Origin of the sequence: Micromonospora sp. NPDC048999 (assembly GCF_040649295.1) — a bacterium.
Classification (GTDB): domain Bacteria; phylum Actinomycetota; class Actinomycetes; order Mycobacteriales; family Micromonosporaceae; genus Micromonospora.
In genome coordinates this window covers 1-9,360 of record NZ_JBEZFI010000080.1, presented here as the reverse complement: position 1 = coordinate 9,360, position 9,360 = coordinate 1, and the positions used below count along the sequence as shown (strand labels likewise).

Annotated in this window: 9 protein-coding genes; 2 read left to right on the top strand and 7 right to left on the bottom strand. The window is 66.9% G+C overall.

Annotated elements, in window-relative coordinates; translation table 11 throughout:
• The coding region (locus AB0C02_RS33070) for a hypothetical protein (RefSeq protein ID WP_357553152.1) at positions 1 to 1,020 on the bottom strand (1,020 nt) is incomplete at its 3' end.
• Between the two features lie 341 nt (positions 1,021 to 1,361).
• On the opposite strand from AB0C02_RS33070, the gene AB0C02_RS33065 reads away from it, so the two are divergent.
• Positions 1,362 to 1,664, top strand: a complete 303-nt coding sequence (locus AB0C02_RS33065) for a hypothetical protein (protein WP_357553151.1) — start codon at positions 1,362 to 1,364, stop codon at positions 1,662 to 1,664.
• A gap of 145 nt (positions 1,665 to 1,809) precedes the next feature.
• Here AB0C02_RS33065 and AB0C02_RS33060 read toward each other — a convergent pair whose 3' ends face one another.
• The 5 genes from AB0C02_RS33060 to AB0C02_RS33040 form a co-directional block, all read right to left on the bottom strand.
• Positions 1,810 to 2,391 carry a dihydrofolate reductase family protein gene (locus AB0C02_RS33060; RefSeq protein ID WP_357553150.1) on the bottom strand — a complete coding sequence of 194 codons (582 nt, stop codon included), beginning with the start codon at positions 2,389 to 2,391 and terminating at the stop codon, positions 1,810 to 1,812.
• Between the two features lie 67 nt (positions 2,392 to 2,458).
• The gene (locus tag AB0C02_RS33055; RefSeq protein WP_357553149.1) at positions 2,459 to 3,298 is read right to left on the bottom strand and encodes a helix-turn-helix domain-containing protein; all 840 of its coding nucleotides are present in this window, start codon (positions 3,296 to 3,298) and stop codon (positions 2,459 to 2,461) included.
• A gap of 461 nt (positions 3,299 to 3,759) precedes the next feature.
• The gene (locus tag AB0C02_RS33050; protein WP_357553153.1) at positions 3,760 to 3,954 is read right to left on the bottom strand and encodes a Tn3 family transposase; all 195 of its coding nucleotides are present in this window, start codon (positions 3,952 to 3,954) and stop codon (positions 3,760 to 3,762) included.
• Positions 3,955 to 4,201: 247 nt separating this feature from the next.
• A complete protein-coding gene (locus AB0C02_RS33045; RefSeq protein ID WP_357553148.1) occupies positions 4,202 to 6,691 on the bottom strand; it encodes a S8 family serine peptidase in 2,490 nt (829 codons plus the stop codon).
• A gap of 372 nt (positions 6,692 to 7,063) precedes the next feature.
• Positions 7,064 to 7,612: a CGNR zinc finger domain-containing protein gene (locus tag AB0C02_RS33040; RefSeq protein WP_357553147.1), complete on the bottom strand. Its 549-nt coding sequence runs from the start codon at positions 7,610 to 7,612 to the stop codon at positions 7,064 to 7,066.
• A gap of 26 nt (positions 7,613 to 7,638) precedes the next feature.
• Here AB0C02_RS33040 and AB0C02_RS33035 point away from each other — a divergent pair, with 26 nt between their 5' ends.
• Positions 7,639 to 7,878 carry a hypothetical protein gene (locus AB0C02_RS33035; RefSeq protein ID WP_357553146.1) on the top strand — a complete coding sequence of 80 codons (240 nt, stop codon included), beginning with the start codon at positions 7,639 to 7,641 and terminating at the stop codon, positions 7,876 to 7,878.
• On the opposite strand, the gene AB0C02_RS33030 is transcribed toward AB0C02_RS33035, so the two are convergent.
• On the bottom strand, positions 7,851 to 9,131 hold the full coding sequence (locus AB0C02_RS33030; protein ID WP_357553145.1) for a zinc ribbon domain-containing protein: 1,281 nt from the start codon (positions 9,129 to 9,131) through the stop codon (positions 7,851 to 7,853). The genes AB0C02_RS33035 and AB0C02_RS33030 overlap by 28 nt on opposite strands.
• Positions 9,132 to 9,360 lie beyond the last annotated feature (229 nt).

Below are 9,360 nucleotides of genomic sequence, written 5' to 3'. Positions count from 1 at the left end.
GCGCCGCAGCCGGTGCTGTTTGGCCAGGACACCGGCGGCCCGGAACTGGCCACCGGCCCCCATCGCGGTGATCCGACCTTCGGGCCCGAGTCGGACGGTTCCGGCGGACAGGAGCGTGTTCAGCCCCCAGTCCACGCCCAGCGCCACCTCGTGCCCAGCACGCTTCGCCTTCGGCACCGGATGCGTGTAGGCGAGATCGGCGCGCACCGTCCCGCCCGTGATGCGGAGGGTGGGCAGGTGTAGCACCGCTGAGGCGGGGACGGTGGGTGGCAGGCTGATCGGGCAGGCCACCCACGTCCAGTCCCGATACCCTCGCGGATCAGCCCGAGTGGGTAGTTGCAGGCGCAGCAGCACCCTGTCCGGGTCGGTGTCGCTGCGTTCGATGGTGGCCTGCTGCCGGTCACACGCGGCCAACAACAACATCCGCGGAACCCTCGGTACGCCTTCCAACTCGAACACATCCACCGGCAGGCGACCATTGGTGGTGAGGAACGCGGCGGCCTGCCGGGTACGGCCCTTGATGACACTGGATGGCAGACCCTGCCCGCCCGGGATCGCAGCGCGCACCCGCTCCCACTCCTGCCCGGTGCGTCGGCGCGGGTCGGCGGGCCAGGTGGACAGGACCCCGGCGGTCAGGTCGGCACGCCACTTCACCGACCGCAGAACACGCCCCGCCTGCTCCTGGACCATCCGCACGATCCGGTCATTGACCCGCACACCCTCCGGGACAGTGGCCGTCCAACCCAGCCGCCGCAACGCCATCCACGCATTCGACGGCAACCTCCGACCACCGGCATCCACACCCGAGGCGAGCACATCAACATCAGCCGCGTTGCAGTGCCCGGCCAGCAGACTGCCGGCCATGCGCGCCACTAGATCAGCACACCAACCGACACGCTCGGCAAGCATCGCCCGGGACACGACCTCCCCGGACGCCTCGTCCACGCCCGTTCGCAGCAGCGCGCGAGCACATGCGGTCCGCACCGCCTCGCCTGAAGCCAACGCCAACTTCCGGCTCACCCGCCACCGCCCTGGCACCACCCGGACCCGAACAACAGACAAGCCCGGCTCTCCGCCGACCGCATCCCCAATAAAACGCCCGACAACGGAATTCTATGATCACTGTGGATAAGTAATCAAATTGCTTAGCCTCCAGGGCCACCAGCAGCCCGGCCAGCGGCACGCCGCCCTCGCCGAGGACCAGCCACAGGGATATGGCGCCGTTTCCCAGGTCAGCACGGACCGCCTCGTCGGCACGGACCGCCGCGTGTGCATCAGGACCCGGCGAGCTGCCTGGCGGACAGGATCACGCGGGCAGCGTTGCCGCTCGGAATATCGGATCGTTAGGGTGCCGTGCCGCTGTGCGACTGATGATCGCGGCAGCGTTCGGTGCGATCTTGCTCATCGCTGGGTGGTTCGATGTGCTGTGGGCGCAGAACGCGATGTTCGACCTGCAGGCGGTAGCGCACACCGCGAACGCCGACGGACGCGTGCTGGCCGCGCTGGGGAATCTCTACACGGCCGGGCGCTACGGCATCCACAACTACATCGCCCGATCCCTACTCGCGACTGGCGGATTCAGACCCGGACTACACCCTGCATTGCTGGGAAGCCGCTCTTCCTGGGGGTCGGCCGAAGATACGACGGAGACCGGCAACCAGTGATCTTGAGTGAGCTTGGCGCAGGTGAGGTGCTGGGGCGGATCGGCGTCGGCTGCCCGACCAGGGACAGCGATGCGCGAACGCAGCCGGAAGCCGGATCTTGTGTCACCGTTCGCGGTGGACTTCTGCGCGTACCCGCTCGGATCGGTCAACGGCGCACCCGATAGCGCAGGTGTAGTACCCGGTTGCCCTGAATCACCACGTCAGGATCCTCCAACAGGTGCTGCGCGTGGACCGACCCGAAGTAGCGCTTGCCGGACCCGAACACGACGGGTACGACGTCCATGCGCACCTCGTCGACCAGGCCCGCGGCAAGCACCTGGCCACCGACGTCGCCAGCGGCGACCTCGACCATGCGGTCACCCGCAAGCTCCTGCGCCTTGGCCATGGCTGCCTCGACGCCGTCGACGAAGTGAAACGGCGCCTCGGAGTCCCAGCCCTCGGGCTCCGGCCGGTGCGTCACGACGACCACGTGGTCGATCCCGCCCGGAGGCTTCCCGTCCCAGCCGTCCGTCATGTCGAAGACGTGGCGGCCGACGACTGTCACCCCGATCTGGTCCCAGTACGGCCGGGTGTAGTCGTAGGACTTCTGCGACACCTTCACCTCGCCGCTCTCGTCCAACGGGACGTCACCGCTGGACAACCAGTCGAACAGCGGTCCGGGCTGGTCGTTCTCGTCCGCGACGAAGCCGTCTACCGACACCGAGCTGTACATGACCACCTTGCCCACGGGGGCTCTCCTCTGCTTTCGGGTGCCCCCAAGTTAGCGTGTCGTGAGCTGTCGCTCTTGTAAGAAATCAATCGGTCGGCAGCGGCCAGCTGTCCAGTACGTTGCCGGGATGTTCGCGCAGGAACCGCCGCCGGACTTCGACGTACCGGGTCGGCGTGAGCCCGGTGAACGCCCGGAACTCGTGGCCGAAGTGGGCCTGGTCGAAGTAGCCGGCGCGACCGGCGAGGTCGGCCCAGTCGATCGGTCCGGCGGGGTCGATCGCGAACACCGTGGCGGCGAAGCGGTAGGTGCGGGCCAGTCGCTTCGGCGTGACGCCGATGAGCTCCTTGAACCGCTGTGCCAGATGGGTGCTGCTGACACCGGCTGCCACCTTCAGGTCGCCGATCGCCACCGCCCCGCTGGTCGCCGCGATGACGCTGCTCGTATGGCGGACCAGGCCCAGGCCGGCGATCTCGTACAGCCGTCGCATCAGCTCCTCTTCGAGCAGCGTCAGCATCTCGTGCGGTCCGTCCGCCGTGGCCAGCCGGTCTCGCAGCTCAGCAATGGCGGGCCGGCCCCAAACCTGCTCTACCGTTACCGGCCGGTCACATAGCTCGGCTGCGGGCATCGGCAGGAACGGCGCCAGCCCCCAGGGTTTGAAGTGCACGCCGACGGACCGGGTCCGGAGTGGGTAGCCGAACTCCAACGCGCGGGTGGGCATGGTGACCACGCAGCCGTCGGCGTACTCGGCCGTCTCGATGTCGGTGCCGGCGCGGATGCGGAACGGCGCCCCGAGGTTGACGATGAGCAACGCCGCCGGCATCGGCGGCAGCGTCAGCCGGGCGTACGGCGGCGCACCCTCCAGGTAGTAGAGGTCGTCGATCAGCCCGTCCAGCGGCGGTCGCGGCACTCTGGACACGTACTCCACGCCCACAGCATCGCCGCCACCGTGTTCGCGATCAACCCCGCTGGCACCGAGCGCCGGGATGGTCCTGCCGCGCTGCCGCCAGCATCGAGCCGGCGCCGATTCCGGACGAGCGTCCGGCCGCGGACATGTGCGTGGGTTACGCGTGCTGTGTGAGAGATGGCGGATTCTCGGCCCACCAGTTGTCGCCCTGCATGGGGGAGGCGCTCAACCACCCTCTGCTGCGTTGCCGTGCCCTGCTACGTGGCCGCGGGTTGTTCGCCGCCAAAATCGACCTCGTCCAGCGCGAGGGCGAACACGTCCGGCGGGATGTGGAGCTCGTCGGTTGTGTAGGCGCTGAACCGGAGGATGTGGGAGGTGAGGTAGGGCGAGAGCTGGGCAAGATCCTAAAGCGGTCGCCTGCCACCTCTCGGCAACCAGCTGCCGGATGACCTCCATCATGTCGATCGCGGTGTGGAACACGATCAGGTTGCACAGCAGCGAGTTCCATTTGACCGACTTTGCTGCTCGGGCGGGTCGTTCTCGGCGATCACGCCCTGGTTGCCGAACCGGGTCCAGGCGGAGAACCCGTTGTAGGCCTCGGCCTTGTTGGTGGCCGCGGTCACCCGTGCCCGCAGCCCCGAGTCGGCGAGGAACCGCAGCAGCGCCACGGTTCGCATCACCTCGAACACCTCCACGGCTCTGCCCTTGGCTTAGGCAATCCCGCGGGGTACATCGCCAGATCGCTACTCGAGACCGGCGGGTTCAGACCACAGCTACACCCTCGATCGTGAAGTGCCCGGGATGAGGGGCGCGGGGCGGGCCGGACGAATTGGTGGGCCGCGACCCCGATCTCGGCGTCGCGGCCCACCTTTCCTTACGGTCCCTTCACCACGGCTCGACCATGGTCAAGCCGCAGAGCACGGCCTACTTCCCGTTGTTCGGCACCGGGTGCTGGACGGTCAGCGTCAGGCTGTTGTTCTTGTAGGACACCTTGAACAGGTAACCGCCCACGTTCAGGGCCCGGTTCTGGGGCAGCGCGTGGAATTCGCCCTTGATCGAGCTACCGCTCATGATCGTGAACACGGTGCCCGTGGTCAGCTTGCCACGTACGTCCAGGTCCAGCTCGCCGTCCAGCACCAGCTTGCCCGCCGCCCGGACGCTCGTGTAGTCCCGGTCGCCGGAGATCGTTACGGCGACGCGACCCTGCTTGCCGACGGTGACGTTCCCGCCGACGTTCAGGACGTTGCCCGCGGGGGTGCCGGTGAGCTGCGCGGCCTCGTCGGACGCGAGCCCGGGCCGCAGTACGCCGCTGGTGACGGTCACGCTGTCACCCACGCTGCCACTGCCGCCGAGCGTGCCGCCCTTGACGTTGATCGAGCTTGCGTGCGAGCCGGTGATCGAAAGCTTGCCGCCTTCAACCGTCGTGCCGCCCTTGTAGGTGTCGTTGCCCGTCATGATCAGCGTCCCGGGGCCTTGCTTGGTCAGGGAAGCCGTGTAGAGGTTGTTGTCGATGTTGTTCTGGATGTAGGCCGCGCGCTCGTCCATCCATTCCTTGCGCCACTTGACGGCGTCGTTATAGGTGATCTTGTCGTACAGCTCGGGATGGCCGTTAGTGATAGCTTGGATGGAGGGATCACCCAAAATGCCCTGAAGCATGAAGGCGTGTTCGTCAAGCGTGCCGTCCGGGTTCAGCACGTTGGGGCTGAATTCACCGGCGTAGGCGATGCCTTGCTTCTTGTAGCCCGCCAGCCACTCCAGATCTTCCTTTTCCCTTTCCTTGATCGCGATCTGGCTGATGTCGTTCGACCAGACGTCCAGGGGCGCTTTATCCATGTTGTAGGTCATGGGGCTCAGGAGCTGGCCGGGGCCGTACATGCCCTTGGCCAGATCGGGAATCCCCCAGCCCCAGCGTTCGTCCGGAAGGCCGTCGGGGGCGGTCCAGGCGATGGATGCCCCGGAGGCGGAGGTCTGCCCGGTGCCGAGGAATCTCACGCCGTCGGACATCTTGTTGTTCGCCGTGGTGAACATCAGCTCACGCACCTGCTTGGCGTCCATGTCGGGATAGCGGGAGAGCAGAACTCCCATCACCGCTGTCGCAACGGGGGTTGCCGGTGAGGTGCCGCTTGAGTTCGAGTAGCTGGTGTCACCACCGCTGCTCGTGGTCCGAACGCTGTCTGAAGGGGTAGACACGTTCCACCATTTGGCGAGCCCCGCCTCGTTATACCCGGACTGCTTTTTGTATTCGGGAGTGGTCGCGGTGGGCGGTTGCACTCCGCCGACGGCTACCCACTGCTTTTCCGCCGAGGGGTTGAAGAGGGGATACGCCGGGCGGAAATACGGGTTGCTCCAGTCGTTGTTGCCGGCCGACCTTGCGTTGACGGTACCGCTGTCCTTGATGGCGTCCCAGATGGCGTCCATGAAGGAACGTCCGGGGTAGTTCGGATTGTATTGAATGCCGCCTTCGGAGTAGCTCTTCTTGAAGAAGAAGTACTGGTACTCCAGATCCTTCATGTACTCGTTGGGAATAATGGTCGCCATTGCGGTGGCGCTGGCGCTGTCTTTGCCAGTCAGTTGGTAAGCGTTGGCGCGGTTGCCGTTGGCTCCAAGGTCTTTTCCTGAGCCGTCATAGCGGGCTCTGTCAAGAGTCTGGACATAAGAGCCCCAACTGCTGTTGATGACCTGGGCGCCTGCGTCGACCAGGGCCTTATTGGCTGTGTACCAGTACACGTAATCGTGGAAGGGGCCGTGGGACTGGCTGTCGGAACCGCCGGTCTTGGCAACATACATCTTCGACCCGAAGGCGATGCCGTGCTGGTCTACACCATCGCGCTTGCCGGAGGTGACCCCAAGCATGCCGGTCCCGTGCGAGTAGTCACTTGGCTTCGCCTGGTCGCCGGCCACAGTGAACCATTCGCCCGCAGTGAAAGGGTTCGTCGGGGTCGCGCCACGATACCCGTAGCCGGACGTGCCGTAGACACCCTCCCCGGTCACCGACTCGATCCGCTCGGTCTGAAAGGCTTCGTGGGTAGGCCTGTAGCCCGAATCCATCATGCCCAGCGTGACGCCCTGCCCGCAGTACCCCAGGGCGTAGGCGGTGGACGCGTTTACCGCGGCGAGCTGCCACGGGGAATTGACCGCGGTGCCAGAAGTAGAAGGATTGTGGCCGGTATAATAACCATATTCCGGCGTTTCCCAACTGGCTTTAGCGGCATCTAGTTCCCCTGGACTCCTGGCGACAAAGCCGGGGTCTCCCGGGTACGACCACTGCGTGCAGTCTTGCGGGTACGACCACTGCGCGCTGGCCGGGCGTTCGTCGGCCCCCGGCCCAGCCAGGGCGCCGGTCGCCGGCAGGCCGGCGGCCACGACCGCCAAGGCCAGCACCGAGCCGCGCCCGGCAAGCTTCCCTCTTCGCATCTGCGTGCTCCTCCTCACACCACCCGTCGACCAGCGGCTCGAGGTCCCTCGTTCGGCATAGAAACGGGTCAAGCCACCACAACGGTCGAACCGAACCTACGGACCGACGTGCGGCAGGTCATCGGACACCTGTGCAAGATGGCCACCGTCGGCTCCTACGCCTGTCGCACGGTCGCCGCCGGCGCTGAACCGCGAGCCGACCCGATTCGCGTCGGCGATGACCGGATCGTCGATTCAGGAGCGGTCGGTCGTTGGCAGAGCACAGAACGAGCGTTCAGGCAGCTCGTCTCGTTGCCCTCGTAGGCGGTGGTCCAGTGTGGCGCGCTGCAGTCTCAGGGGGTTGCAGCAACTGCCGCGGTGGGGCTTTCCCTTTCAACGCCGAGTAGAGGCAGCCTGCCGGGTCCGATGGCGATGCACGGCGTCGTGGTTGCCGCACCGGGCGCAGCAGTATCCGCGACGGCCGTTGCGGCTGGTGTCGACGAACACCGTTACGCATGTCTGCCGGGCGCAGACGCCCAGACGTCGCCCTTCCGCCTCGATCGTAAAGATCGCCAGACCGCCGGCCGTGGCCGCCTGAACTCGGCCGACGACATCATCATCCTCGGGCGTGAAGTGCAGGTGCGGACGCAGTCCGTCGTGGGTGGTCAGGAACGCCCCGGCGGTTCGCTCGACCAGGAGCGCGTTGATCACGGCACAGCGCTCGTCGCTCCCGGATGCCTCGAACACGGCTCGCAGCCGCACACCCCACACGCGCAGCAGGCCTGCCTGCCGGGTCGTGAGCACCGGTCGGCGGATCTCATGCCTGCGCAGGATCGCCTCGATCTCACGCACTTCGCCGGTGCCGGGCCGATCCTCGACCACGAGGTTGGCGAGATCCGCGGCGAGACGGACCCCGGTCATGTTGTCATGGTTGAACTGCACTGACCCATTGCAACACAGTCGTTGACATGCATCTCGTCGTCATAGCGGTCGTCCCGATCGTGCTGCTGTTGGGACTCGGCACGGTGCTGCGTCGGCGGCTGGTGACCGATTCGGGATTCTGGCGCGGCATCGAGTGGATGAGCTACCGCGTCTTCACGCCCGCGCTGTTCGTCACCTCGATCGCCGCGACCGACCGGGCCGCGGCCTCGCCGGTACCGTTGGTGGCCAGCGTCCCTGATCAGCTAAGCGATCCTGTGTCGGAGTAGGTTTCCGGGATCGTTTCCCACCTGGGTGGGGTGGCGTGGGCGTGGAGATGGAATCCTGCGCCCAGCGTGGCCCCTCTCGGTTGGTGGCCGGTGGTGGGTGTGCTGGTCGTGGTCACGTTCTGGTGCCGGTGGGCTGCGCGGGGCAGTTTCCGGTCCGTTGGTGCGTGTCCCTCCGGACGCTTGCCCGCCCGGCCGTGAGGTCGGGTGGGGGAGGGTGCCCTGCGTCGCCTGGGCGCGGGGCGTGCTGGCTTGCGCGGGGTGGGGCCGGTCTTGGACCGGTCCGTCCGGCTGATCTTGGTAGTGGTGGGGGTGACGACGGCTGCGGCTTCGAGGGTGTCGACGACCGCGCGGATCACCATGGCACCGGTGGTCTTGTCGGTGATGGTCTTGTTCTGGTGGGTGAGGCCGCGGGCGGCGATGCGCCGCCAGGCGCCGTGGTCGCGGTCGCCCTGCCAACCGCAGCTTGGCTGGTTGGGGCAGATGGCCCACTTCCAGCCCGCCACGGTCGGCTTGTCCGGGGCCTTACGGTGCTGGAGTGGGGTGAGGCAGTGGGGGCAGTGTTTGGAGGTGTTGCGGGCGGGGACGGTGACCACCGCGATGCCGTGTTCGGCGGCGAGGTGTCGGATGCGGTCGGCGATCTTTCCGCGGACCTGTTGGGACAGGCGCGTGTTCATGGTGGCGCCCATGCCCCGGGCTTCCATCGACCGCAGGTCTTCCAGATAGATCACGCTGGCCCCGGCCGCGATGGCCTGGTCGACGGTCCAGCGGGCGGCGGACCAGGCGAGGGCGTCGTTCAGGTTCGTGCGGCGGGCGGACACGTGCTGGATCTCGTCGCGCAGTAGCGCGTGTTTTCCGGCGAGGTCGTGCTGCTGGTCACCGCCGATCAGCCGCTGGTAGTGGTCGGCCTTGGCGTGCAGCCGCTCACTCTGTCGGCGCAGCCGATGCTGCTTGGCCAGGACACCAGCGGCGCGGAACTGGCCACCGGCACCGAGCGCGGTGATCCGACCGTCCTGCTGTAGTCGGAGGGTTCCGGCGGTGAGGAGGGTGTTCAGGCCCCAGTCCACGCCCAGCGCCACCTCGTGCCCGGCGTGCTTGGCCTTCGGCACCGGATGCGTGTAGGCGACATCGGCTCGCACCTTCCCGCCGGTGACGCGCAGGGTCGGTAGGTGCAGCACCGCTGAGGCGGGCACGGTGGGCGGCAGGCTGATCGGACAGGCCACCCACGTCCAGTCCCGATACGAACGCGGATCCACCCGAGTGGGTAGTTGCAGGCGCAGCAGCGCCCGGCCCGGGTCGGTGTCACTGCGTTGAGCCTGTCCGAATTTCTGTGTAACGCCCTATCCTGTCTAACTAGCGGGCATCGATGGGGATGCGGCCGGGGAAGAAGATTTCCAGGCTGTTGAGGGCCTGTTTCCAGCCGTGGACGCCGGCGCCTTCGACGAGGCGGGGTGGGGCGGTGCGGGTGTTGGCGGGCTTGCCGGC